This is a genomic window from Acinetobacter sp. V110_1 (genome assembly GCF_031798975.1).
GTDB lineage: Bacteria > Pseudomonadota > Gammaproteobacteria > Pseudomonadales > Moraxellaceae > Acinetobacter > Acinetobacter nosocomialis_A.
The window spans coordinates 288,844-312,815 of the sequence record NZ_JAVQNN010000030.1; the positions used below are offsets into that span (position 1 = coordinate 288,844).

Sequence of the window (23,972 nt, forward strand, 5' to 3'; positions counted from 1 at the left end):
AATAATGAGAAAACTCATACTATTTCTACATGCATCGCTAGACAGTTTTGTCGAAGGTCCAAATGGGGCAATGGACATAGGCTGGATTGCTTACGATGCCGATTTGGCTAACCATGCCAAAGAAATTTTGAGCACTGCTGATACGGTGATTTGGGGACGTGCGACTTACCAAATGATGCATAATTATTGGCCAACCATGCTTTCAAATCCAGAAGCTTCAGAGCATGAACGCAATCATGCTGAGTGGATTGAAAAGACTGAAAAAATCGTTTTTTCAACCACATTAGATACGGTTGAATGGAATAATTCCCGTCTTGTAAAAGACCATGTCGAAGAAGAAATTAATAAGCTGAAACAGCAAGCGGGTAAGGATATGGTGATTTTAGGAAGTCCACGGTTCGCGCACTATCTCATGCAACTTGGTTTAATTGATGAATATAAAATTACGGTTTCGCCCGTTTTAATTGGTAGTGGCTTACCACTATTCCAAGGTATTCAGCAAAAGACCAATCTTAAACTCATTGAAAATAAAACGTTTGCTTCAGGAGCTCTCGGGCTTCACTATCAAAAGATAAGCTAATTTTTTCTATAATATTTATATGAAAAAAACCAATTACAGCGTTGGCCTATAATTGGTTTTTTTCAAGAAAAGTTCTATTTAAAGTTTAAAACTACGGTGTATTTACTTTGTCGAAATAGAGGGTCATAAGCCGTTCTGCATTTTGCTCACACGTAATTTCATCGGGTTTGTCATTAATGGCATTAATCATGGTACGTAAGTTTTGCTTACTCACCTTTAGCTTTTGTTCTAAAAGTTCTATTTCCTGAATTTTTAATTCAATGGTTTGGATGAGTGCATCATGGTTCCAAGTGGCAACTTTTGAAGGCAAAAAAGCTTTAATTTCTGCTAAAGAAAACCCGACTTGCTGGGCTTGTTGAATGAGAGAAAGTTGCTTCAAGTCGTTATCGGTATATTCACGATAACCATTCGATTTTCTTTTTGCTTTAGGCAAGAGTTTGATCTGCTCGTAATAACGAATTGTAGGGGTGCTTAAGCCGCTTAATTTCGATAACTCGCTAATATTCATAGCTACAGACTCTATTGACATTCAAGTTAACTTTAGACTTATAGTCACTTAAAAGCAAGGTTCATAACTTTACCAAGCACACACTTTCAGTAACAGCTTTCTATGCTTTGATAGATGAAAGAATAGAATTATAAATATGGAAATGAGGTGAAAAAAATGTCTAAACGCATATTACATGTCGTGACTAATATTTCACGCTATAAGGATGTTGATGAACCAACAGGGCTATGGTTAGGCGAACTTACCCATGCCTATGATGAGTTTGAAAAGCAAGGTTATATACAAGATATTGTTAGCCCAAATGGTGGTAAAACACCGATTGAACCTAAGTCACTTTTGCCTTTAGTTGCAGATAAGTCTGTTAAAGATCGAGAAAAAGATCAATCTTTTATAATGCTGCTGGCAAATACATTTAAGCCTTCAGATATCAATTGGCAAGACTATGACGTGATTTACTACACAGGTGGTCATGGTGTGATGTGGGATTTTTTAGATAACCCTGAACTGCAAGAAATCACCAAAAACATTTATGAAAAAGGTGGGATTGTTTCGAGTGTTTGTCATGGCTATTGTGGCTTGCTCAATGTACGGCTTTCAAATGGTAAACGACTCATAGAAGACAAAAAGTTAACTGGCTTTGCATGGAGTGAAGAGGTTTTGGCAGGGGTAGCGAAAAAAGTCCCATACAGCGCCGAAGAGCTAGCGAAAGAATATGGTGCTCGTTATGAAAAGGCTTTTATTCCTTTTGCTCCGTATGTGGTTCAAGACGGCAACTTAATTACCGGACAAAACCCTTTTTCAGCTAGAAAGACAGCTTTAGCGATTATAGAAACGCTTGAAAAGAGTGCTTCGTGAAAATCACTCAAAGTTATAAATAAGATAAGCCGAGCGCTTAAAATGAGTGTTCGGCTTATTTATATCAAACTATGAGCGCCACCAATAATTTTCGACATTTGGTTCGTTTAAGTTTAAGAGTTCTCCCATTTGCGGTGTACTAATCGCTAACGCTTTTTCTTTAGCTAAACCGACAATACGTTCGAACGGGTCATCCCAAGCATGAAGTGCCAAATCAAAAGTACCGTTATGTACAGGTAACAAATGACGACCTTTTAAATCGATATGTGCTTGTAAAGTTTGCTCTGGTTGCATGTGAACATCAGGCCATTCGGGGTCGTAAGCACCAGTTTCTAACATGGTGAGATCGAAAGGGCCATAGCGATGTCCAATCTCTTTAAATCCATCGAAATAGCCTGTGTCACCGCTAAAAAATACACGTAAGTCATTATCAATAATCACCCACGAAGCCCAAAGCGTCGTATTGCTATCGCCCATACCACGGCCTGAAAAATGATGAGCAGGGGTAGCTACCAATTTTAGTCCATCCACATGAGTAGTATCCCACCAATCAAGTTGTTGAACTTTTTCTGCTGGAATTCCCCATTTAATAAGTGTGTCACCCACACCAAGCGGTGTTAAGAAATGCTCAACCTTATCGTTAAGCTGCATGACTGCATGGTAGTCGAGGTGGTCGTAGTGGTTATGTGACAAAATCACGCCTTTAATGGGTGGTAATTCGGCAATGCTAATTGGGGGCTGATGGAAACGTTTTGGTCCAAGCCACTGAAAAGGTGATGCACGCTCTGAAAAAACTGGGTCAGTTAACCAAAACTCATTTTGTAGTTTTAACAAGATGGTTGAGTGGCCCAAACGAAATAGAGAGCGATCGGGTGCACTTAACAACTGTTCTTTCGACAAACTTAAAACAGGAATTTCTCTGTTTGGAACAGTGTCTTTTGGTTTGTTAAATAGAAACTTCCACATGAGCTGGAGCGTTTTGCCAAAAGAAGGCTTGTGTTGGTTGGGACGCGTATTTCTAAATTTGCCATTCTGCTGTTGAGATGGCATTAAGGGAGAAGGCAAGTCTGTTGTGTTTGAAATAGTCATCTTGTTTTTCCTTATTGGAACAAACCTATATGTGCAAATAAGAACTTGGGCTAAGTGCTTATTTTGATTTATTTAAATAAGTATTTACTCACTCATTAATTGGTTTAAAAATAAGGACGCTGTGCATCCTTAACTTTTATCTAAATTGAAACTGCATGCCAAAACGCTTCAAAACCAGATTTACGATAACGCTCGGCCTGAGAAGGGTCTTGGGCAATAAAATTAAGTGTAACTTCTGCAAGCGCACCTAAAATTGAAGCAATAAATAACGGTGGATAATCTCTTAATTTGCCATCGTTAATGCGTTCTTGAATATTTTGGGTGAGGTCACAAAAGGTTTGCATACCAATTTGTTTGCTTTGCTCAGTAATCTGTTCTGAGGTTGAAAGCTGTGCCATGACTTTTCGTTTAAGAGGAGCTTCTAAACTCCAGTCCAAATAGCTTTGCCAAATATGTGACATTTGTGTTTGCAGGTCAGAATCAGCAGGGTAACCAAGCATCATGACCTGACGTAGTTCAGCCTTTAGTGAAAGATATAACTGGTTCAGCAGTTCTTCTTTGTTGCTAAAATAGGTAAATAAAGTACCTTCCGCGACACCAGCGACTTTTGCAATTTTTGAGGTAGACGCACGTTCACCAAGCTCTGCTAATGTTTCAATAGCAGCACTTAAAATTGCATTACGTTTATCTTCACTGCGTGGACGAGCCATATATAAACACATTAATTGAGTGATTACTCAATCATACATAAAAATAGCAAGACAGCAAGATATATTTTGTTAGATCTACATTATTGATTCGTTCTAAATGTAATGGGTGTTTGACCTGTCCATTTCTTAAAAGCTCGTGTGAAATTTGTAGGTTGTATATAGCCCAGATAAAGCGCAATTTCTTGTATATCCATATCACTATGAAGTAACAAATGTTCAGCTTCTTTTTGTTGAGCTTCTTCAAGCAGTTGCAGATATGAAGAACCGACTTGGTTCAAATGGCGCCGTAATGTTCGGCTAGACATGTTTAAGCGAGTCGCAATTTCATCAAATGAGGGATAACCCACCTGCGGTTTTAAGTTTAGTTCGGCCTTTACGGTCAGGCATATATCTTTAATTTGCTCGGAAAAACGGATTTGTTCAGCTTCACACTGCACCAGAGCTTGTTTAAAGGCAATCGGATCTGCCATTTTAATGGGTAAATCTAGAAGCTGTTTTTTATATCGAATTTGATTAGTTGCTTGGTTAAATCGAATAGGTGGCAATAAATGCTGATAGGCTTTGTGATAGGTAGGTTCTGGCCAATCCACCCATAACTCAATTTCAGTAAAGTCATGCTCTATCAAAAACTGACCAGCTTGAATCACCCCAATCATCAAACATTCATAAAAAAATCGTCTAAGCTTTTCCACTTGCGCGGGCTGATTGCTGACAACAGGATGAGTTTCTTTAATTTCAATAATAGAAAATTCATGATCGTCTAGCAGAGCAATGCGGTAATCTTTTAATCGCATATTGAAGAATTGCGTTGAAACATCGAGAGCCTGATGTAAGTTTGGGCTACTCATTAACGCATATCCCATCGGGCCATGAGCAGTTAAACGCAGTTTTAGCCCATATTCATATCCTAAGCCAGAATCTTTCGACAATAACAAGCTTTCCCATGCCAGTTTAGACCACTGCACAGGAGTAATTCGCGCATCTAGTTGATCTAAAAGGTTTAAGGGAATTTTACTTTTCTTCAAAATTTCAAGCGCAGAAAATCCTTTGTCGACCATGATTTCTAGTAACAAATGCGCATAAGAAATAGGAATGCTGGCTTTGGAAAGCCCATAAGGATCTTTCATATTGTTTTTTATTATGGCCGAAAATGATTATCAGTATGTCTGATCCACATCTCACGCTCAAGTTAAAAGTTCGGAATAATCAATTTACTATATTTTGAGCATCAATTATGAGCTTACCTATTCCACAAGCTTCCTCTCGAGTTGTGATTACTGGCGCTTCATCGGGCATTGGTGAACAGCTAGCAAAACAGTTTGCTATGCGCGGTTATTCGTTAGTTTTGGTGGCTCGCCGTGTAGAAAAATTAGAGGCACTTGCTGAAAAATTAAAAGCCGAATATCAAATATCCGTAGATTTATATCCATGTGATTTGGGTGATCGGGCGGCGCGAGCTAAATTTCGTGATTATTTAGAAAATATTGAAGTAGCCATTCTTTGTAATAACGCTGGATTTGCGACTTTTGGTTGCCTACAAGACTTAGATGCAGACAGAGAGCGAGAAGAAGTTGAAGTTAATTCAGTGGCAATTCATGACCTGACTTTAGCTGTGTTGCCACAAATGATTAAAAGAAAAGCTGGGGCAATACTCATTGTGGGTTCTACTTCTGGTCATCAGCCGACTCCAGCAAATGCAACTTATGCAGCAACCAAGGCATTTGCCAATTCTTTTGCCGAGTCATTACATAGCGAACTTAAAGGGACAGGGGTTAGCTGTACGCTACTGGCTCCAGGGCCAACGAAAACTGGTTTTAACGAAGTTGCAGGCATTACAAAAATTGATGGTGTAGGTGGCGGTCTCGTTTGGGTAACAGCAGAACGCGTCGCCAAAGAAGCCATTCAAGGAATGGATCGGAATTGTCGAATTGTGATTCCGGGTTTCGTGGCACAGGCTCAAACGTTTGGAGGGCGTTATACACCACGCATTATTTTACTGCCCATTCTTAAACAAGTATTTTCGAGATTAAGCCCATGAAACAGTTGATTAATGACTTACGTGTGCCTATGGGTTTAGCCAATCTGGGCAATAAGCTTTATCACAATGCTCAATATTTGACTGCTGTCGTTGAAGTTGATGAAAAAGCAATGGCGCGCTGGTTACCGTCTGGAATGACGCTGGTTAAACCTGCCAGAGCTGATTTGTTTTGTGCTTATTTTCCCGAAAATGTCTATACGGGCGCTTACCACGAAGCGGGTTTATTTGTTCATATTAAAGTTGGCAATAAAACAGGAATCTTTTGTCCTTGGATGATTTTGGACGATGACCGCGCCATGATTATTGGCCGTGAATTGTTAGGCTACCCTAAAAAGATGGGGGAAATTAGCTGGGAAAATGATGGCAAACGCATTTTAAGCAAAGCTTCACGCCGAGGTACAACACTCATTGAAATGGAAGCCAAGCTGGGTGAAGTTATTCATGATGCACCTCCAATCTTAGGATTGCCGCATCGGAATATTACGGGTGGGTTAGGAATTGGTTTACCACGTGAAGTTCGATTTACCCCGAAAGAGCATCCAGTTGAAGTGCGTCAGGTTGAAATGAACTTACGTTTTACAGGCACAGCAAACGATCCTTTACATGATATGGGGTTAGGCGAAGTTATAGAGGCCAGACTACATCGCGTTGATTTGTCGGGAGGGTTAATTCCACCGATTCAAATACCTCGGTTACGTACGCCGTTATTTTTATTACGTCAGTTTAATCCACGCGTTTTATAGCTGGAGAATAAAGATGAATGCAGTTTTTGAGTCAAAGCCAGCACAAGATTTTTTTAAAATTTCCGCATCAATTGACATTACTGTGCGCCAGTTAGACTTATCTTTTCCAGATGAAATACCAGAGTTTTGGTTTAAAGATAATCCTTTGCTGACCATGTTATTTACTGCCTTATCAAGTGCGTTTCCAGATGGTGAACGGCAGTTTATTTATAGTGTGCGTAATTATCAGGACAAAATTAGCGATCCTATTTTGCTTAAACAAGTCCGAGCTTTTATTGGCCAAGAAGCTCATCACGGCAAAGAGCACGATGCGCTTAATGCTGTCATGCTTAAAAAAGGTTATCCCGTTGAACGTATTTATAAACGTTTTAAAAAGATGAACCGTATGTTGCAGCAACGATTTTCTTTAGAGCATCAGTTGGCTTGCACGGTATGTATGGAACATTTAACGGCAATTTTAGCGGACTATTTTATTAGTATTGCACCCGAAGACTTAGCGTTGTTTGATGTTCATTTGCGAAAAATTTGGGCTTGGCATGCCATTGAAGAAACAGAGCATAAAGCTGTGGCGTTTGATGTCTATCAATCTTTAGTGAATAGACCTTATTTCTTACGGTTGGTGATGTTAGAAACCACGCTTTCTTTTCTCATAATTACCACCAGAGGAACAAAAGAGCTTTTAAAGGCTTCTGGCAAAAATAGAGATTTTAAAAGCCTATTTGTGGGTTTGAAATATTTGCTTGGTGGTCAAGGTGTGATCCGAAAAATTAGCCGCAGTTACTTAGATTTTTATTCTAAAGATTTTCATCCTTGGCAACATGATAACCGTGAGCAAATGATGAAATTAAAAGACCTATATCTTAATGAATGATTTTTAAATTTAGGAAGAAACAAAATGACAAAACCTAATTCAAAACCCACATTAGCAAGTCCTTTAACGTTAGCCTGTGGCATTAGCATTCCAAACCGAATTGCCAAATCTGCAATGAGTGAACAACTTGCTGATCGGCATGGTTCACCGACCACTGACTTACAGCAACTCTATGCAGCTTGGGCTAGAGGTGGAGCAGGGTTGTTAATTACTGGCAATGTCATGATTGACCATCGTGCTTTTGTTGAACCAAGAAATGTGGTTTTAGAGTCAGCAGAATTTCTGCAAGCAAATAAGTTATGGGCTCAGGCTGCTAAGGCCAATGGCAGCAAAATTATTATGCAAATTAACCATCCCGGCCGTGTTGCAGTTTTACCACTTTTGAAAAAGCCAATAGCCCCTTCAGCAGTTGGGCTTGATTTACCTGCTATGAATATTATTCGCATTCCTCGTGCGATGACCGAAGGAGAAATATATGAGCAGATCAATCGATTTGCTCAAACTGCGAGGCTGGCTATTGAAGCTGGTTTTGATGGAGTACAGGTTCATGCAGCACATGGCTATTTACTCTCACAATTTTTATCACCTCTAGCCAATGTTCGGACAGATAAGTGGGGCGGTAGTCCTGAAAACCGACGCCGTATGCTCATTGAAACAGTTCAGGCTGTGCGAGCTGCAATAGGCAAAGACAAAATATTAAGTGTAAAACTCAACTCTGCCGATTTTCAAAAAGGCGGATTAAGTCAGGAAGAATCGATAGACATTGCATTAGCTTTAGAAGCAGAAGGGATCGACCTATTAGAGATTTCAGGCGGGAATTATGAATCCCCTGCACAGTTAGGCTATGCGCCAGATCGTTCTGCTCAGCGTGATGCATATTTTATTGACTATGCCACTGCACTTCGTAAACAAAGCAAATTACCACTCATGTTAACAGGTGGACTGCGCGATGTAGATTTTATGAACCATATTGTTGCCAATGGTACGGTCGATTTGGTTGGATTGGCTCGGCCTTTTGCAGTACAGCCAGATTTAGCCAAACAACTGTTAGCAGGAAAATCGGTATTAAAACCAGCAAAAATTCCAGCCATTGGATACAAACCCGTAGATGCCTATTTACAACTCGCTTGGCATGCTTCGCAATTTCGCCGTATTAGCAGTGGGCAACAACCCAAAGCGATTAAGGGCTTAGTGCGAACATTGATTGCCTTTGGTCCACGTATGGGTTTTAACATTTTGACTCAGGATTAATGGTAAGCGCTTTTGATATATAAGGATTTATTATCATGAATAGTTTAATCAGACAAAACCATGTGATTGTTCCGCGGCGTCCTGTATTTAATTTTACTGAAACGCCAACGCATTGGATTTATGACGATCCAATAGTTTCACAAATATTAAATTCAATTAACCCAATTACACCTGCACCAGAACGTTGGTTTTGTGAGACGTTTAGAGATGCATTGCCTTATATTAAAGATGAAAAACTGAAAGAGGCAGCAATTGCTTTCATTAAACAAGAGGGTGCTCATAGTTATGGGCACACTCTCGGAACTCGGCATATAGAGGCGTTAGGGATTGATTTAAGTCGTTATACCAAGATGACGAATTGGATATTTAATGACATGATTGGCCCAAAACCATTAGGCTATGAATTGAAGCATCCACGCTTAAAGTCGATGTGGCTAACGACCCGATTAGCAATGGTGGCCGCGGCTGAGCATCTGACTGGAGTATTAGGGGATTGGGTTCTCAATGCAGAGGGGCTACAACAAGCACCTGTCGATTTGGAAATGTTACGTTTATTGCAATGGCATGGGGCTGAAGAGGTTGAGCACCGTGAAGTAGCCGATGCAATGTTTAGATATTTTAGCAATAGTAATGTACTTCGAGTGGGGGCAGCGGTTTTCACGTTCCCTCTATTTATTGTTTTGGCTTATGTTGCTGTCGAAAATCTAGTAGAACAAGATGCGCAATTACCACATCGTTTTCGTTTCAAAGATTATTTCCGAGCAGCTCGACAAGACCGTGTGCCTAAAGTTGATAATATAATATTTGCATGTTTGCGATACTTTAACCCCAACCACAGCCCTTTAAATGAAGGGTCAACTGAGCAAGCCTTAACTTTTTTATCTACAATAAAAGAACTTAACTAAATAAAAGCTTGTACGAATATTGCTTCTTTTAGGCTCAAAAATAATGAATAAGACCTTTTAATTCATCTTATTAATAGTCTATAGCCGCCATATGAGCGGCTATATAATTTTCGAACCCTTGCGTAATCTAGATAATATTTGAGCTATGTACCTTATTCATCAAATTGTAAAACAACTTTCCCTTTTGCTCGTCCAGTATTTACATATTGGAGCGCTTCTTTAATTTGAATAAAGTCATAGGTTTGGTCAACTACGGGTTTAATTTTTCCAGCTTCTACCAGTTCAGTAATTTTTGAGAGGTATTGACCATTGGGTTGCATAAATAAAAATGAGTAAGTAATGCCGAGTTTTTTTGCTTTATGTCGAATTGACCAGCTTAACATCGGAATAACACATTTTAGGAACCAGTTTGGATTAATTACCTCTGCAAAAGCATGGTCAGGTGGCCCTGAAATACTAATAAGACGTCCACCACGTCTAAGAACGTTTAGTGATTTTTCTAAGGTTTTTCCGCCTTGTGTATCTAAAACTACGTCGTAGTCTTTAAGCTCTTGCTCAAAGTCCATTGTTTTATAGTCAATGATAATGTCAGCACCTAGCTCTTTTACCCAACCACTGTTTTTGGCACTGGTTGTGGTTGCAACCGTAGCGCCAAGAGACTTGGCAAGTTGAATTGCAATTGAACCCACACCCCCAGAACCTGCATGAATCAGCACTTTTTGGCCAGCTTTAACTTTTGCAATTTCAACCAGTGCTTGCCATGAAGTTAGGGCAACCAAAGGCAGGGCGGCTGCCTGTTCCATCGAAATATTTTGCGGTTTAAGTGCAAGTGAAGACTGTTGAACCACAGTATATTCAGCAAATGCGCCGTTTAGATCGGTCTTGGCATAAACTTCATCACCCACTTTAAACTGGGTAACCTTCGAGCCTACTTCTACCACTGTACCTGCAAAATCATTCCCTAATATAAAGGGGAACTTCACTGGAAGAATTGCTTTAAATTCGCCCTCTAAAACTCTTAAGTCGAGAGGGTTGATGCTTGCTGCATGAACTTTAACAAGCACTGTATCGTTAGTTACAGAAGGCTTGGTTTGTTCATCGAATTGTACATTATCAATATTGCCATAGTGGCTAATGTAGGCTGCTTTCATTTGAAACCTCTATTTCTCAAAATTATTTTAAAGTTTTATAAGCGTGGGTTTGTTCTAAACTTTCAAGCTGCGGTGTATTAATTTGTCAAAGATATTTGCAGGTGCAAATCGTCTTAACGCTTTTAAATTTTTTGCAGTTTTTCCTGCTGTGTAGCGTGGCACAACATGTTGACTTTGAATGACCGCTAAAATTGTATTGGCAACGACACTCGGGTCATCTGACTTATTAATTGAATTAATCATTTGTTTATGTAGCTTTTCACGAGTTTGATCGTAAAAAGAAATTTTATTATCTGCTTCAAGTAAATTCACACCTAAAGAAGTGTTGGTATAAGCAGGTTCAATAAGTGACACACGTATGCCTTGAGATCTTAATTCGTGATCTAAAGATTCAGAGTAACCTTCAAGTGCATGTTTTGATGCAGCATATAGTGCGCCAAAAGGCAGAGGTAAAAGCCCAAGAATTGAACTGATATTTAAGATCAATCCTGATTCTTTCTGACGCATGTGCGGAATTACCGCACGAGTCATGCGAACTGCACCGAAAAAGTTGGTATCAAAAATAGCCTGTGCTTGCTGCATTGAACTTTCTTCGGCACCAGCAGGTGCGATTGCAAATCCTGCGTTATTAATTAAGACATCAATTCGGCCTTCTTTCGCAATTACTTTTTCAACGGCGTGGGCAACGGAATCTTCTTGATTTACATCCAACTCAATAAGATGAAACTTATGATTTGATGAATCTTTTGCTCGTCGGCTTGTGCCATAAACAACAAAACCTGCCTCATGTAAAAGCTCGGCCGTTGCCAATCCAATACCCGAAGATGCGCCTGTAATCAAAACTACTTTGCTAGACATATCATGTTCCTCACTTAAATTTTGTAGTCAATTCACGAATGAATTTCGACTTGATTTTTTAATCATAATCTAAAAATAAAATAGTTACTACTAAAAAGATAGTGACAATGCTTTTTTGTCTATGTATAGTTAGTACTAAATCGATATTAACTCTGTTTTTATCTTTTCTCTCTTTGAAAGATCACTCATAAAAACAGATGAATCAGATCAATGAATTAAATTTGAGGATCAGAGAAATGAAATTTTTATTAAATACAGTTGCTATGAGTTTGACGGCATTATCTGTTTTTAGCGCTCCCTTAACTCAGGCAGAAGTTGTGCCATCGGTTTCTTTTAATGAACCATCAATTCAGGCACATAAAGTGTCATCAAGTGCTGTTAGCAATCCGCAAGCAGGGCAACACGCCGAGCAAGATACAAATTGGAAGAATGTACCAACTCAATTTATTAGTGCAGGTGGCGTTAACTTCGCTTACCGAGAATATGGTCAACAAAACGGTGGAACACCTGTCATTTTCTTAAACCATTTAGCTGCTGTACTAGATAACTGGGACCCACGAATTATTGATGGAATTGCGGCTAAACATCATGTTGTGGTGTTTGATAATCGCGGCGTTGGTGCTTCGACTGGTGAACCAGCAAAGTCAATTGAACAAATGGCAGATGATGCGATTACTTTCATTCAAGCAAAAGGGTTTAAACAGGTTGATTTATTCGGCTTCTCGATGGGCGGCATGATTTCACAAGAGATTGTTTTGAAGCAGCCAAATTTAGTTCGAAAAATGATTTTATCGGGAACTGGCCCTGCGGGCGGTACTGGAATTAGTACAGTCGGGCGAGTTTCTAATTGGGATTTAGTTCGTGGAATGGTGACTGGTCAAGACCCTAAGGTTTATCTTTTCTTCACTCGTACAGAAAATGGTAAAGCTTCTGCAAAAGCCTTTATTCAACGTATTAATGAACGTACTGAAAACCGTGATAAAGAAATCACTATTTCTGCCTATCGTGCCCAGCTTAAAGCATTAAAAAAATGGGGAAGTAAAAAACCTGCTGACCTTTCTGTGATTCAACAACCTGTTCTTGTTGCCAACGGTGATCATGACCGAATGGTGCCAACAGTAAATACTTATGATTTAGCAAAGCGTTTACCGAATAGCTCACTTGTAATCTATCCAGATGCAGGTCATGGGGGAATATTTCAGTTTAATGAAGATTTTGTAAAACAGTCACTTACATTCTTAGCGAAATAAGAACTTAAATTTAGGACTATGACCATGACAACAATTACACACCAAACAGCCGAGACCCAATTCATTGAAGTAGATGGAGCAAATTTTGCCTATCGTCGATGGGGTAATGCAAATACAGAGCAACCACCGCTATTTTTTCTTCAGCATTTCCGAGGCGGTTTAGACAATTGGGATCCACTGATTACTGATGGTTTAGCGCAAGGACGTGAAGTCATTTTATTTAACGGTCGCGGCATTGCTTCATCTACTGGCCAGCCCCGTACTCGCATTGAAGATATGGCAGACGACGCGGCAGCAGTTATTCGTGCACTAGGCTTAAAGCAGGTTGACCTATTAGGCTTTTCACTGGGCGGGTTTCAGGCACAAGATTTAGTACGCCGCCATCCTGAACTCGTCAGAAAATTGATGCTTTTAGGTACAGGGCCAAGAGGGGGTAAACCACGCGGTGATGACCCAGAAGTAGCTGCATTGGTATTGAAACATGCAACAACTGCTGTGCCATCTGAAGAAGACTTCCTCTTTTTATTTTTTGGCCGATCTGAAGCTGCTATTCAGGTGGGTCATGAATTTTGGCAACGTCGCCATGAGCGTAAAAACCAAGATCCAGCAAGCTCAGTTGAAGTCATGCAGGCACAGATAGAAGCCAATATGCATTTTTTACCTAAACTTGATGAACAAGATCCTTTTGCACATTTACGTGAGATTAAACAACCTACTTTCATTTTAAATGGTGTCGATGATGTGATGATTCCAACCATCAATGCATATCACATGGCACTTAACATTCCAAACGCTCAGCTATTTATTTATCCCGATGCAGGTCATGGTGCCCAATTTCAGTACCCTGAACGCTTCGTAAAACATGCAATCCAGTTTTTAGATGAATAATGCCCATGAGTTCGGTCCATTCAATTTGATGAATCAAGAAGATAAAAATGATGAAATTTAAATTATTGCTGTGGATGCTGACCAAGCTCATGCAGCGTGCTGTAAAAAAGAACCCGAAATGCGCAGCTTATGTGAAAGATAAAAATGTCATCTTTCAGATTCAAACAGCAAGTGGTGAAGGCCGCTATTTCGAAGTAAAAAATGGCAAGATTAACTCTTATTCAGGGCTAACCAAGTCACCAAGTTTTACCTTTACGTTTAAAACGGGTAGCAAAGGTTTTGCTGTGTTGTCAGCGAAAGACAGTGTAAACACTTTTTTAACTGCACTTAAAACACAAGATCTTGTCATTACCGGAAATTTTGTGGATGTGATGTGGTTTCAAAGTTTAGTGGACTTTATTCAACCTCATTCAAAATCCTCTTTAACTGTGTGAGATAAGCCATGACTCATCTGCAATTAAAAACGAATCTTTTGAATCAGCCTTTAACTTTACCGAATGGTGTCATCATTCCAAACCGGTTAGCGAAGGCTGCAACCAGTGAAACTTTAGCCAGCTATTCAAATAATCCAAACGAAAAACATGTTCGGCTATATCAGCGTTGGGCGGCATCAGGGATTGGGATGATCATAACTGGCAACATTATGATTGACCGTAAAGCCTTAGGTGAGGCTGGCAATGTGGTGGTTGAGGATGAGCGTGATTTTGCAATTTTACAGAAATGGGCAAAAACCGTGACCGAACAAGGTTCTCAATTGTGGGCACAGTTAAATCATCCGGGAAAACAATCACCGAAAGGATTAAATGTACGTAACATTTCTGCATCGGCAGTGCCATTTGGTGCAGAAATGCAGTCTTTATTTGCAACACCTGATGAAGCAACACACGAAGAGATTTTAGAAATTATTCAGCGTTTTGGGCGTAGCGCTGCGATATGTAAAAAGGCTGGCTTTAGTGGAGTTGAGATTCACGCTGCTCATGGTTATCTGATTAACCAGTTTTTGTCACCTTTGCACAATTTAAGAAATGATGAGTGGGGCGGTACACCAGAAAAACGTCGCCGTTTCTTAATGGAAGTTTATACAGAGATCAGAAAACAAGTCGGTAAAGAGTTTCCTATCGCGATTAAGCTTAACTCGGCAGACTTTCAAAAAGGCGGGTTTACCGAGCAAGACTCCTTAGAAACCATTCAGGCATTAGCGAATGCAGGCATTGACCTGATTGAAATATCGGGTGGCACCTACGAATCTGGAGTAGCCAAAGCTCCACAAAAAGCATCGACAATTGCACGCGAAGCTTTCTTTATTGATTTCGCAGAAAAGGTGAGAACACTTGTTAAAACGCCGTTGATGGTAACAGGTGGATTCCGAACTGTAGAAGGTATGGATCAAGCTTTGCAGTCACATGCATGTGATGTTATTGGAATTGCAAGACTTATGGCAATTGAACCTGATGTACCCAAATCTTTACTGGCAGGAAAAAATGGTTTTCAGTCAGTGCAACCCATCAAAACTGGCATCAAAAAAATTGATAGTCTGGGGATTATGGAAGTACTTTGGTATACCCAACAACTCAAACGGATTGGTAAAGGTAAAGAGCCGAAACCTAAAGAAAGTGGCTTATGGGCATTTATTAAATCAGTTTTACTCAGTGGTTGGGGAACTTATGCAACCCAACGTAGCCGAGCAAAATAACCAATTTATTTTTATTAAGATAAATTGCTGCGATGGGCTTGCGGCGTCTTTCCAGTCCAAGCCTGAAACGCTCGGGCAAAAGAGTTTGAGTCCTCAAATCCTAATAGAAAAGATATTTCAGAACTCGACATATCGGTATTGCGTAAATAGTGATATGCAAGAGATTCACGTACATTATTGAGAATTTGCTGGAATGATGTACCTTCATTTTGAAGTTTACGTTGAAGTGTGCGTGTGCTCACTGCCAGCTTTCGACTCACTACCTGCATTGATACTTCTCCAGCCGGTATGGTTTCCAGTAGCGTGCTATGTACTCTTTCTGACATACCGGACTTTTTATCCAAGTCAGCCAATCTCTGGCGCAAAGAAGGTTCAAAGAAAAGCCACATTTTGTGATTTTCAGTCAGAAAGGGCCGCTCCATATCTTCAGTTAAAAAAACTAAAGTCGCTACAGGGCTATTAGTGAGGGACGTACCAAAAAAAGCTTCATAGGCGATCGTAAAATCATCTCTTAAATCTGATGCCGATGGCCAACTAACTCGTAATGGTTTCACAGGGGAGCGGGTTGCCAAACGTACAAGCTGTACAAAAAAAACGAGCTTAAAAATAAGAAATACATCTGGTGGTTGTCTGGTATTGTCCATAAAGCCAATTGAGACAGTAGTGTGCATTACGGTGCGGTTTATCTTGAAGATCATTGGGGCAATGAGTCTGACGTACTTTGCCATTCGTTCAAGAGCACAGCTCATATTGGCACTACACAGAGCAGCAAAAAGCTCAGGATCAAACCAGTCTGATGACATTACTTTTGCTATTTGTAAAGCAGCAGGAATGTCGGCATTAACAGACATGGCCTCGTCTTCAATAGCATTCCAGAGTTTGAAAAAACTTTCAGGATTCAAGCGAACATTTTGGCGAGCAAAAAGGTCGCCAGGAAGTTGCGCACGACGTAAAACTGGCGAGGCTTCAATACCCGCATCTTGCATCAACAGGCGCCAGCCTGGCCAGATTGAATAGTCTTGCATACCGTTGTTTCGATGAATATTTTTTTTGATAGTCATCTCTTCATTCTAGAGAGGAGATGACGCCATCTCAATAGCGAAACGCGCCAATTAACCTTCATTTATATTGGCGTATTTAGCGATTATATTGGCGTGCTACGCTAGTGATGGTCACTATAATTGTCGACAAAATACACCCTGAGATTAATGATTTAAAATCTTGAGGTCGGTAAAAAATGAAAAAGACAATTTTGATTACAGGCGCTTCATCTGGTTTTGGACTGATGCTAGCCAACCAACTACATAAGGCGGGATTCAATGTTATTGGTACTAGCCGCCAGCCCGAGCAATATGAGAATAAGGTACCTTTCAAACTATTACGACTCGATATTGATGATGACAGTTCCATTCAGACGTTTATAAAAGAGTTATTTTCTTTTACTGAGCAACTTGATGTACTCGTCAACAACGCAGGCTATATGGTTACTGGCATTGCAGAAGAAACCCCAATTGAAGTTGGGCGCGCACAGTTTGAAACTAATTTCTGGGGCACTATTAAAGTTACAAATGCTTTACTACCGTATTTTCGCAAACAGAAGAAAGGTCAAATTATCACAGTCAGCTCAATTGTCGGTTTGATTGGCCCACCTAATCTGTCTTATTACACTGCTTCAAAACATGCGGTTGAAGGTTATTTTAAATCTCTGCGTTTTGAATTAGATCATTTTAATATTAAGGTCAGTATGGTTGAACCAGTGTGGTTCAAAACGAATTTAGGGAACAGCTCAGTTTCAACATTGGAACGTACTATTCCTGACTATGATAGTTATCGCCAACTCGTACAAGCCGCCACACAAAAAGGTATGGATGAGGCGGAAGAGCCAGACGCCGTAGTATCAACTATCACCAAGCTTATCCAAACTAAAGAACCTAAATTCAGTAATCCAGTTGGAAAGATGACGGGCTTAATTCTTTTCTTACAGAGCTATGCTCCCTGCATGTTCGAAAGTTCGATTCTTAAAAGTGTCAAAACTGCCAAATAGATACTTAAATATTTACGCAATTTACTCATTCTTTTTTAAGGATATGAAATGAAAAATTACTTATGTAAATGGATCCCACCACGTGCAGATTTTCTCGGAACGATGTCTGATGATGAGAAGAAATGGATGGGACAGCATGGCGATTTTTTAAATAAACTTCTCGATCAAGGCGTTATTGTCGCCCATGGTCCTGTTATTAATGATGGGAATGGGTATGGCCTTTCGCTTTACCAGATTGCAGATGAAGAGGATATCGCTAGCTTCACGTCACAAGATCCAATCGTAAAAAATGGTGTCGGCCATTATGAGCACTACGTCATGCTTCATTTGGCTTCACACGTCTAATTTCTTAAATTTATAGAAGATATTATTATGAATATTAAAGGTTCAGTCGCACTTGTTACAGGTGCAAATAGAGGGTTGGGTGCAGCTTTTGTACGTGCATTACTCGCTGCCGGTGCCAGCAAGGTCTATGCGGCAGCGCGCAATCCATCGAGCATAACAATTGAGTCAGGTATAGTACCTGTTCGTTTGGATGTCACCAGTCCAGATGAGGCTGAAGAGTTAGCACGAAAACTGGGCGACGTAAATTTATTAATAAACAATGCAGGTATCGGTGGATCTGGGTCTATTCTTTCTCCTTCATCTATCGATTTACTTCGGGATCAGTTCGAAACAAATGCAGTTGGGCCACTGCGGGTAACTCAGGCATTTGCACCAATTCTGGCTACTCACAATTGCAGCGCTGTAATTAATGTGATCTCAGCGTTAAGCTGGGCTACTTTACCTGGAGTTACAGGTAGTTATAGTGCTTCAAAAGCAGCAGCTTGGGCTTTGAGCAATGCTATGCGACAAGAGTTAAAAGCACAGGGAACAGAGGTTTTGTCGCTGCATGTTGCTTTCATAGACACAGACATGGCTCAAGGATTAGCTGGAAATAAAACTTCACCTGATGTTATTGCACAAATGACAATAGCTGCTTTAGAGAGAGGGGAATCTGAACTCTTAGCAGATGAGATTACCCAAAACGTGCATGCTGGACTGACAGCCGAAACGCCAGTTTATCTAGGCATGTTTGAGTAAATTAATAATGAATGAATAAATATAAAAAGCTCTGATCTGTAAAAAGCACTCCAATTGAGTGCTTTTATATTTAAATCATTCATTACTTTTGACTGATCGGGCGAGTACCAATTTCGGCTCCCGTCACTTGGTCAATTACAATAGGTTTGATTTCAGTGCCTTGTTCTGCATCAATGAAAGTTACCATTTTCTCAGGTTGCTCAAAGGGTTTATATTTTCGACCCCATGCACCAATCACAAATAAAGCTGGTAAAAAATCTTTACCTGCTTGAGTTAATACATACTCTTCACGTGGTGGGTGTTCAGAATATTGTCTTTTTTCGAGTAAGCCTTCTTCTACTAAAACAGCTAACCGTTTTGTTAGCATGGTTGGTGCAATGCCTAAGCTTTTACGAAACTGATCAAAACGTGTAAAACCTGCATGAGCATCTCGTAATATCAACATGCTCCACGCATCACCTAAAACTGAAAGTGTTCTGGCGATTGGGCAGACTTCAAGATTGCTATTTTTACTCATATCAAATTAATCAACTTAATGGTGACTACTAAAAAAATAGTAACACAATTCCACTTAATAAGCTATTAAGGGTTTGTATTAGTCTAAGAAAATGATTGTATTTATAAGATATTATTAAGTTGATATTTATAGTTTTAGTTAATTATGTAATCTAATGAAAAACAATAATTAATTAAATAATTTCTAGCCAATTTCACATTGACACCTTAATTGTTCAAGATTACCATTTGCGGGCTGGCCTACATTGCCAGTCGGTTTTGACGGACCGCTATTTCAACCACTTCAGGACTATTTCTTCTGAGGAATAGTTTTGTGTGCACACCTCGTTCCCTCCCGTAGCGGTAGGACGGGAGTGGGACACTTTCGAGTGTGCTGGAGTTGAAACCAGTCCGTCAACCCGCTTCCGTTCTGCCACCATAATTTATAATGCTTTGGCAGAACTCCCAAAAGAAGGAGTTGGCTATGCATATTCATAAATTATTGGCAGTCACTGTCAAAAACTATCTCGACACCACTTAAATCAATTTAAAGCAGCTTGATTGCCTATAGGCTTTTTAGGCTTTAAATCATTACGTCTAAAACTTAGCAACAATAAAACTTGAGATGTGCCAAGCACAGTCTTTACGGCTTTGCTGTGCCTTTTTTTCTCCCAGAAAAGGCACAGGCTTTTTAATCTCATTTAGAAACAACAAGAATTTATAACGGCAAAACTATGTCAAATTTAGAAATATCTTCGAAAAAACTACATGTTATTCAAACTGCTATACACCTATTTACAACTTACGGGTTTCACACAGCGGGCGTAGACCTGATTGCTAAAGAAGCCAAAATTACCAAATCCACCTTTTATAAATATTTTGGCTCAAAAGAAGGCCTGATCGAAATTTGCATTGCCTTTCAAAAAAGCTTGCTCAGAGAAGAAGTGCTTGCCATTATTTACTCAGGCCATTACCGCACTTCAAAAGATAAACTCAAAGAAATAATTGTCTTACATGCCAACTTTAATAGCCTGTACTACCTTTTACTAAAAGCCTTTTTTGAAATTAAAATCCCTTACCCACAGGCTTACCGTATGGCAATAGAATATAGAAAATGGCTACTTCATGAGATTTTTGACCTCATTTTTAATTTAGAAACCCATGAGTTAAAACCAAGTGCAGATATGGTTTTAAACCTAATAGATGGCTTGATGTTCCAGATTTTAAGCTCAAATAGTTTGGATGAAAGGGATATGGTGGTGGAGAGGTTTTTTACTATTAATTGAACATGTTTTTAGTTGTTTGGTTTTTGAGTATATTTAACAAAATCAAACATATATTAAAATAAAATTATTTAGAATTATTTCATCATAATTTGGGAGTTTGCTTATGAAATTGTTAGGAATATTATCTATCCCTTTTATTATCTCTGCCTGCGTTACTAATCAGAATGTGCAAAAGGAAGAAACTCCAGAATGTATGAATTATCATGCAATGATGACAGCGCCTATGCCAGTAGAAGCAATGGAAAACTTAAAAAAAGCTTGTTACGAATCTAGAAAATAGCGTTGAGCATTTATATTTAAAAAAAATTTATTAATACGAGAATATTAAGTTAAAAAATAACTGCTGACTGTTCTTATTTTTGCAACTTAAGTTCTTATTTTAGTAGCTTGTTTTAATCTTTCGAAATCAGAAATATAAGAATGTTTTTATCAAGTATAGAACATTTAATTTAATTGTATATCTGAGGTTTCGAATGAAAAAGATCTTTTTAAATACAACACTACTAGGCTTAATGTATTTGAGCATAAGTCATGGAGCCAATGCTCAAAGTACGATAGATATTCCAGAAGCTCCGTCTACTGTAAATGCGGTTTATGTTTCCCAATCGAGTAAAAAAGCTTTAAATCCATCGGAAAAAATTGATCGGCTATATAACCGAAATCTTCAACAAGAGTATGTACTGCAACGTATGACAGAACATACTTATTTTTTTCAATCTCAATTTTATGGAACGATGTTTTATGTAGGTGAAAAAGGAGTACTGTTATTTGACCCAGTTGAAAATGCTGGAGAAAAGATTTTAAAAGCGATCTCAGAAGTAACAAAACTACCTGTTACAACAATTGTCTATTCGCATGCGCACGCTGATCATATCAGCTCAGCTCCAGTAATTGTTGAAGCTTCTAAAAAGGCAGGTGTCAAAGTACGTATTATTTCATCTGATGCTACAGCAGAGCTTTTAAACCGAATTAAAAGTAAATTACCAAAACCTACGGAAACAATTGCTTTTAAAAATGGTAGTTTTAATTTTGAAGGGGTGAATGTTCAAGTACATGGTTTCAAATATGCAGCACATACTGCCGATACAGGTGTTTGGTTAATTCCAAGTGAGAAAGTTGCACATATTCCCGATCTAATAAATGCCGACCAATTACCTTATTGGGGTTTCGCTGGTGCTGAAGTTCCTCTTTATTTTGAAGAAAATTTAAAAGAATTAAAAAGTTTAAATTGGGTATTTCTGAGTGGTGGCCATGGAAATGTTGGATCTAAAGCTGATGTAGATTTCTATTTAGAGTTCCTAAAAGATATGAAACAAGCAGTGGGCCAATCATATGGCGTAGTGCAGTGGGGAGTAGGAGCTCCTGATCCTCAGAAAACAAATTCACATATGGCCCAGCTACCAGCATATCTTGATGCAATAGGTAATCAGGCAACTGAATATTTGCGACCAAAATATGGACAATATTATGGGTTTGAAACTTCAGTTCCAAAGAATGGTGAAATCACAGCTTTATTAATGTATGCCTATCAATAGTAAAAAAAGTCTATACCTAAAATCAGGTATAGACTTTTTATATATTGATTTTAATTAGATATCCTGCATTTCTTTGAGTAGAGGAGGAATTTTTTCGATTAAGAAATCAAGAAAAACCTTTGATGCTGGTAAAGCACCGCTTCGAGATGGAAAGATTAAATGAAAATTTCCAGTTGGAAGTTCCCATTCAGGTAAAACGACGATAAGTTTCTTTTCTAATATCAGGCTTTTGCATTTTAACAAAGGCAGCAAAGCGATACCTTTTCCATCGGTAGCTAAACAATTAAGCAAAGTTAAACTTGCAGCTTTGATAAATGGTTTTATAGGCAAACTTACATTTTCATTAATAGTTTGATTGCTAAAGAACCAAGTTTGATTTTCATTTTCGATATTACTTAACAATTTATGCTTACTTAAATCGCTAGGATGCGTAGGTGTACCATATTGGTTGAGATATTGTGGACTGGCGACTAATACTGATTGTGTATAACCAAGATGTCTCATCACTAAATTGTGATCGCTATCTAAGTTCTGTCGAATACGGATCCCAATATCGACAGATTCTTTAAGGATATCAACTCTCTTGTTAGTGACAATAAATTTAATTTCTACTTTGGGGTATCTATCCATAAATTCAGGAAGAATGAGAGGCATAATTCTTTCTGCAACATCTATAGGAATGCTTACAGTAATTGATCCAATCGGCTCGCCGCGCAACTGATCTATTAAGTCATAAACAGTTTGCGCTTCTAAAAGCATTGATTGTACATATTGATAAATCTGCTCACCGATTGCCGTAAGCTTAATTTGTCTAGAATCTCGTTGTAATAATTTAACGTTTAAATTTTTCTCTAAATTTGAGAGTCTTCGGCTTAATTTTGATTTAGATATACCTGTTTTTTGTTCTACTTTACTTAGACCACCATGTTCGACAATTAAAGCAAAAATATATAAATCATTTAAATCTTTCATCGGTGTTTTAACCTTAATGAACCAATAATTTATCTTACTTCGAACTTTATCTTTGTTGGTTGCATTTTTTGCAACATATGTTCCCGATTATAGGGCTTAAGTGGCAAATATAAAACGAATAAACTCATTTCACGACTTAAAACCCTTATAGGTATGAAATGAAACTTTTACATTTAGACTCAAGTGCTCTCGGTGAATTCTCGGCTACTCGGGAGATTGGGCAAGCAGTAGTTCAAGAGTTAAAAAAACATGGTCCTTTAGAGGTAACCTATCGCGATTTGCATGTAGAACCACTTCCACATTTTTCAAAACACTTTGATAGTTTGAGTGAAGAAGCCCAAGTTGATGAACGTATTCTTCAACAATTTGAAGAAACGGATATTTTTGTACTAGGGGCACCGATGTACAACTTGAGTATTCCCACCACTTTGAAAGCATGGATTGACCGAATTTTAATTGCAGGTCGGACTTTCAGATATACAGAGAATGGGCCACAAGGCTTAGTTTCTGGTAAGAAAGTTATTATTGTAAGTGCTCGCGGTAGTGCTTATGGTGATCAATTTCCTATGGATCATCAAGAATCTTATTTAAAAGATATTTTTAATTTCTTAGGTATACAAGACGTATTTGTAGTACGTGCTGAAGGAATGGCTTTTCCAACTCGTTCTCAATCAATTAGTAAAGCAATTAATAGTATTCCACAAATGTTTGCTATTCCTGCTCCAAACTGAGAGAGAATAATCATGACTAGAATTAATAACGCAATCGAAAAAATTATCCAACATCCAAAAGTATTTGGATTTGCATCACTTCTAATGCGGGTAATGATATCTGTAATTTTTGTCTTATCCGGATTAGGAAAGATATTTCAATATTCGAGTAATGCTGGATATATGGAGTCTATGGGAGTGTCGTCTGCATTATTGCCATTAGCAATTCTGGTTGAGTTTGGAGGTGGTTTCCTTGTATTGATTGGTCTTCAAACGCGACTTGCAGCATTTCTATTGTTTGGTTTCTCGTTAGTGGCAGCAGTGCTATTTCACAGTGGTTCTGATATGAACAGCCAAATTATGTTTATGAAAAACATTTCAATGGCTGGAGGTCTACTGGCTCTTGTTATCTTTGGCGCAGGTGGCCTGAGTGTAGATAAGAAACTTAAATAATTTC

Annotated in this window: 28 protein-coding genes; 19 read left to right on the plus strand and 9 right to left on the minus strand. The window is 38.8% G+C overall.

Going from position 1 to position 23,972, the window contains the following annotated elements:
• Positions 1-4: 4 nt before the first annotated feature.
• Positions 5-580, plus strand: coding sequence for a dihydrofolate reductase family protein (locus RMA95_RS12300; RefSeq protein ID WP_311070916.1), 576 nt, complete (start codon positions 5-7; stop codon positions 578-580).
• A gap of 91 nt (positions 581-671) precedes the next feature.
• On the opposite strand, the gene RMA95_RS12305 is transcribed toward RMA95_RS12300, so the two are convergent.
• Positions 672-1,088, minus strand: coding sequence for a MerR family transcriptional regulator (locus tag RMA95_RS12305; protein WP_263613800.1), 417 nt, complete (start codon positions 1,086-1,088; stop codon positions 672-674).
• Between the two features lie 156 nt (positions 1,089-1,244).
• On the opposite strand from RMA95_RS12305, the gene RMA95_RS12310 reads away from it, so the two are divergent.
• A complete protein-coding gene (locus tag RMA95_RS12310) occupies positions 1,245-1,943 on the plus strand; it encodes a type 1 glutamine amidotransferase domain-containing protein (protein ID WP_311070920.1) in 699 nt (232 codons plus the stop codon).
• Between the two features lie 69 nt (positions 1,944-2,012).
• On the opposite strand, the gene RMA95_RS12315 is transcribed toward RMA95_RS12310, so the two are convergent.
• From RMA95_RS12315 to RMA95_RS12325, 3 genes are all read right to left on the minus strand, one after another.
• Positions 2,013-3,032 (minus strand): MBL fold metallo-hydrolase, encoded by a 1,020-nt coding sequence (locus tag RMA95_RS12315; RefSeq protein ID WP_311070922.1) that lies wholly within the window; start codon positions 3,030-3,032, stop codon positions 2,013-2,015.
• 140 nt (positions 3,033-3,172) lie between these two features.
• Complete coding sequence (locus tag RMA95_RS12320) at positions 3,173-3,742, minus strand: TetR/AcrR family transcriptional regulator (RefSeq protein ID WP_077169814.1); 570 nt, start codon at positions 3,740-3,742, stop codon at positions 3,173-3,175.
• A gap of 80 nt (positions 3,743-3,822) precedes the next feature.
• Positions 3,823-4,869, minus strand: a complete 1,047-nt coding sequence (locus tag RMA95_RS12325; protein ID WP_311070924.1) for an AraC family transcriptional regulator ligand-binding domain-containing protein — start codon at positions 4,867-4,869, stop codon at positions 3,823-3,825.
• A gap of 107 nt (positions 4,870-4,976) precedes the next feature.
• Here RMA95_RS12325 and RMA95_RS12330 point away from each other — a divergent pair, with 107 nt between their 5' ends.
• Genes RMA95_RS12330 through RMA95_RS12350 form a run of 5 tightly spaced genes read left to right on the plus strand, consistent with a single transcriptional unit; the run spans position 4,977 to position 9,550 of the window.
• Entirely contained in the window at positions 4,977-5,780 is an 804-nt protein-coding gene (locus RMA95_RS12330; RefSeq protein ID WP_134263095.1) for an SDR family oxidoreductase, read from the plus strand.
• The gene (locus tag RMA95_RS12335) at positions 5,777-6,523 is read left to right on the plus strand and encodes an acetoacetate decarboxylase family protein (protein ID WP_311070927.1); all 747 of its coding nucleotides are present in this window, start codon (positions 5,777-5,779) and stop codon (positions 6,521-6,523) included. The genes RMA95_RS12330 and RMA95_RS12335 overlap by 4 nt, the downstream gene beginning before the upstream one ends.
• A 13-nt stretch (positions 6,524-6,536) precedes the next feature.
• Positions 6,537-7,394 carry a metal-dependent hydrolase gene (locus RMA95_RS12340; RefSeq protein ID WP_311070929.1) on the plus strand — a complete coding sequence of 286 codons (858 nt, stop codon included), beginning with the start codon at positions 6,537-6,539 and terminating at the stop codon, positions 7,392-7,394.
• Between the two features lie 24 nt (positions 7,395-7,418).
• Positions 7,419-8,645, plus strand: coding sequence for an NADH:flavin oxidoreductase/NADH oxidase family protein (locus RMA95_RS12345; protein WP_311070930.1), 1,227 nt, complete (start codon positions 7,419-7,421; stop codon positions 8,643-8,645).
• Between the two features lie 35 nt (positions 8,646-8,680).
• Positions 8,681-9,550, plus strand: coding sequence for a metal-dependent hydrolase (locus tag RMA95_RS12350; protein ID WP_311070931.1), 870 nt, complete (start codon positions 8,681-8,683; stop codon positions 9,548-9,550).
• A gap of 152 nt (positions 9,551-9,702) precedes the next feature.
• Here the strand turns inward: RMA95_RS12350 and RMA95_RS12355 are convergent, their stop codons facing one another.
• Together RMA95_RS12355 and RMA95_RS12360 are read right to left on the minus strand one after the other, a co-directional pair.
• Positions 9,703-10,701, minus strand: coding sequence for an NADP-dependent oxidoreductase (locus RMA95_RS12355; protein ID WP_311070933.1), 999 nt, complete (start codon positions 10,699-10,701; stop codon positions 9,703-9,705).
• Between the two features lie 54 nt (positions 10,702-10,755).
• Positions 10,756-11,559, minus strand: a complete 804-nt coding sequence (locus RMA95_RS12360; RefSeq protein ID WP_282496607.1) for an oxidoreductase — start codon at positions 11,557-11,559, stop codon at positions 10,756-10,758.
• A 236-nt stretch (positions 11,560-11,795) separates the two neighbouring features.
• On the opposite strand from RMA95_RS12360, the gene RMA95_RS12365 reads away from it, so the two are divergent.
• From RMA95_RS12365 to RMA95_RS12380, 4 genes are read left to right on the plus strand one after another with little or no spacing between them, the layout of a single operon-like run.
• Positions 11,796-12,809 (plus strand): alpha/beta fold hydrolase, encoded by a 1,014-nt coding sequence (locus tag RMA95_RS12365; RefSeq protein WP_151988262.1) that lies wholly within the window; start codon positions 11,796-11,798, stop codon positions 12,807-12,809.
• Positions 12,810-12,833: 24 nt separating this feature from the next.
• Complete coding sequence (locus RMA95_RS12370) at positions 12,834-13,697, plus strand: alpha/beta hydrolase (RefSeq protein ID WP_311070937.1); 864 nt, start codon at positions 12,834-12,836, stop codon at positions 13,695-13,697.
• Between the two features lie 47 nt (positions 13,698-13,744).
• On the plus strand, positions 13,745-14,131 hold the full coding sequence (locus tag RMA95_RS12375; RefSeq protein WP_288102378.1) for a helicase: 387 nt from the start codon (positions 13,745-13,747) through the stop codon (positions 14,129-14,131).
• An 8-nt stretch (positions 14,132-14,139) separates the two neighbouring features.
• Positions 14,140-15,390, plus strand: a complete 1,251-nt coding sequence (locus RMA95_RS12380) for an NADH:flavin oxidoreductase/NADH oxidase family protein (protein WP_263613785.1) — start codon at positions 14,140-14,142, stop codon at positions 15,388-15,390.
• Between the two features lie 14 nt (positions 15,391-15,404).
• On the opposite strand, the gene RMA95_RS12385 is transcribed toward RMA95_RS12380, so the two are convergent.
• Complete coding sequence (locus RMA95_RS12385; protein WP_228253392.1) at positions 15,405-16,451, minus strand: AraC family transcriptional regulator; 1,047 nt, start codon at positions 16,449-16,451, stop codon at positions 15,405-15,407.
• Positions 16,452-16,627: 176 nt separating this feature from the next.
• On the opposite strand from RMA95_RS12385, the gene RMA95_RS12390 reads away from it, so the two are divergent.
• The 3 genes from RMA95_RS12390 to RMA95_RS12400 are packed head-to-tail and all read left to right on the plus strand — an operon-like array spanning position 16,628 to position 18,517.
• The gene (locus RMA95_RS12390; RefSeq protein ID WP_005040297.1) at positions 16,628-17,434 is read left to right on the plus strand and encodes an SDR family NAD(P)-dependent oxidoreductase; all 807 of its coding nucleotides are present in this window, start codon (positions 16,628-16,630) and stop codon (positions 17,432-17,434) included.
• A gap of 48 nt (positions 17,435-17,482) precedes the next feature.
• The gene (locus RMA95_RS12395) at positions 17,483-17,779 is read left to right on the plus strand and encodes a YciI family protein (RefSeq protein WP_005040298.1); all 297 of its coding nucleotides are present in this window, start codon (positions 17,483-17,485) and stop codon (positions 17,777-17,779) included.
• A gap of 27 nt (positions 17,780-17,806) precedes the next feature.
• Positions 17,807-18,517 (plus strand): SDR family oxidoreductase, encoded by a 711-nt coding sequence (locus RMA95_RS12400; RefSeq protein WP_200001523.1) that lies wholly within the window; start codon positions 17,807-17,809, stop codon positions 18,515-18,517.
• An 82-nt stretch (positions 18,518-18,599) separates the two neighbouring features.
• Here RMA95_RS12400 and RMA95_RS12405 read toward each other — a convergent pair whose 3' ends face one another.
• Positions 18,600-19,034 carry a helix-turn-helix domain-containing protein gene (locus RMA95_RS12405; RefSeq protein ID WP_311070945.1) on the minus strand — a complete coding sequence of 145 codons (435 nt, stop codon included), beginning with the start codon at positions 19,032-19,034 and terminating at the stop codon, positions 18,600-18,602.
• A 712-nt stretch (positions 19,035-19,746) separates the two neighbouring features.
• Between RMA95_RS12405 and RMA95_RS12410 the strand changes: the two genes are divergently transcribed.
• From RMA95_RS12410 to RMA95_RS12420, 3 genes are all read left to right on the plus strand, one after another.
• Positions 19,747-20,298 carry a TetR/AcrR family transcriptional regulator gene (locus tag RMA95_RS12410; protein ID WP_311070946.1) on the plus strand — a complete coding sequence of 184 codons (552 nt, stop codon included), beginning with the start codon at positions 19,747-19,749 and terminating at the stop codon, positions 20,296-20,298.
• A 103-nt stretch (positions 20,299-20,401) separates the two neighbouring features.
• The gene (locus tag RMA95_RS12415; protein ID WP_262750112.1) at positions 20,402-20,578 is read left to right on the plus strand and encodes a hypothetical protein; all 177 of its coding nucleotides are present in this window, start codon (positions 20,402-20,404) and stop codon (positions 20,576-20,578) included.
• Between the two features lie 193 nt (positions 20,579-20,771).
• A complete protein-coding gene (locus RMA95_RS12420; RefSeq protein ID WP_262750115.1) occupies positions 20,772-21,833 on the plus strand; it encodes an MBL fold metallo-hydrolase in 1,062 nt (353 codons plus the stop codon).
• A gap of 54 nt (positions 21,834-21,887) precedes the next feature.
• Here the strand turns inward: RMA95_RS12420 and RMA95_RS12425 are convergent, their stop codons facing one another.
• The gene (locus RMA95_RS12425) at positions 21,888-22,805 is read right to left on the minus strand and encodes a LysR substrate-binding domain-containing protein (protein ID WP_000654049.1); all 918 of its coding nucleotides are present in this window, start codon (positions 22,803-22,805) and stop codon (positions 21,888-21,890) included.
• A gap of 158 nt (positions 22,806-22,963) precedes the next feature.
• Here RMA95_RS12425 and RMA95_RS12430 point away from each other — a divergent pair, with 158 nt between their 5' ends.
• Positions 22,964-23,536: an FMN-dependent NADH-azoreductase gene (locus tag RMA95_RS12430; protein ID WP_017403365.1), complete on the plus strand. Its 573-nt coding sequence runs from the start codon at positions 22,964-22,966 to the stop codon at positions 23,534-23,536.
• Between the two features lie 12 nt (positions 23,537-23,548).
• A complete protein-coding gene (locus tag RMA95_RS12435; protein WP_017403364.1) occupies positions 23,549-23,968 on the plus strand; it encodes a DoxX family protein in 420 nt (139 codons plus the stop codon).
• Positions 23,969-23,972: the final 4 nt, after the last annotated feature.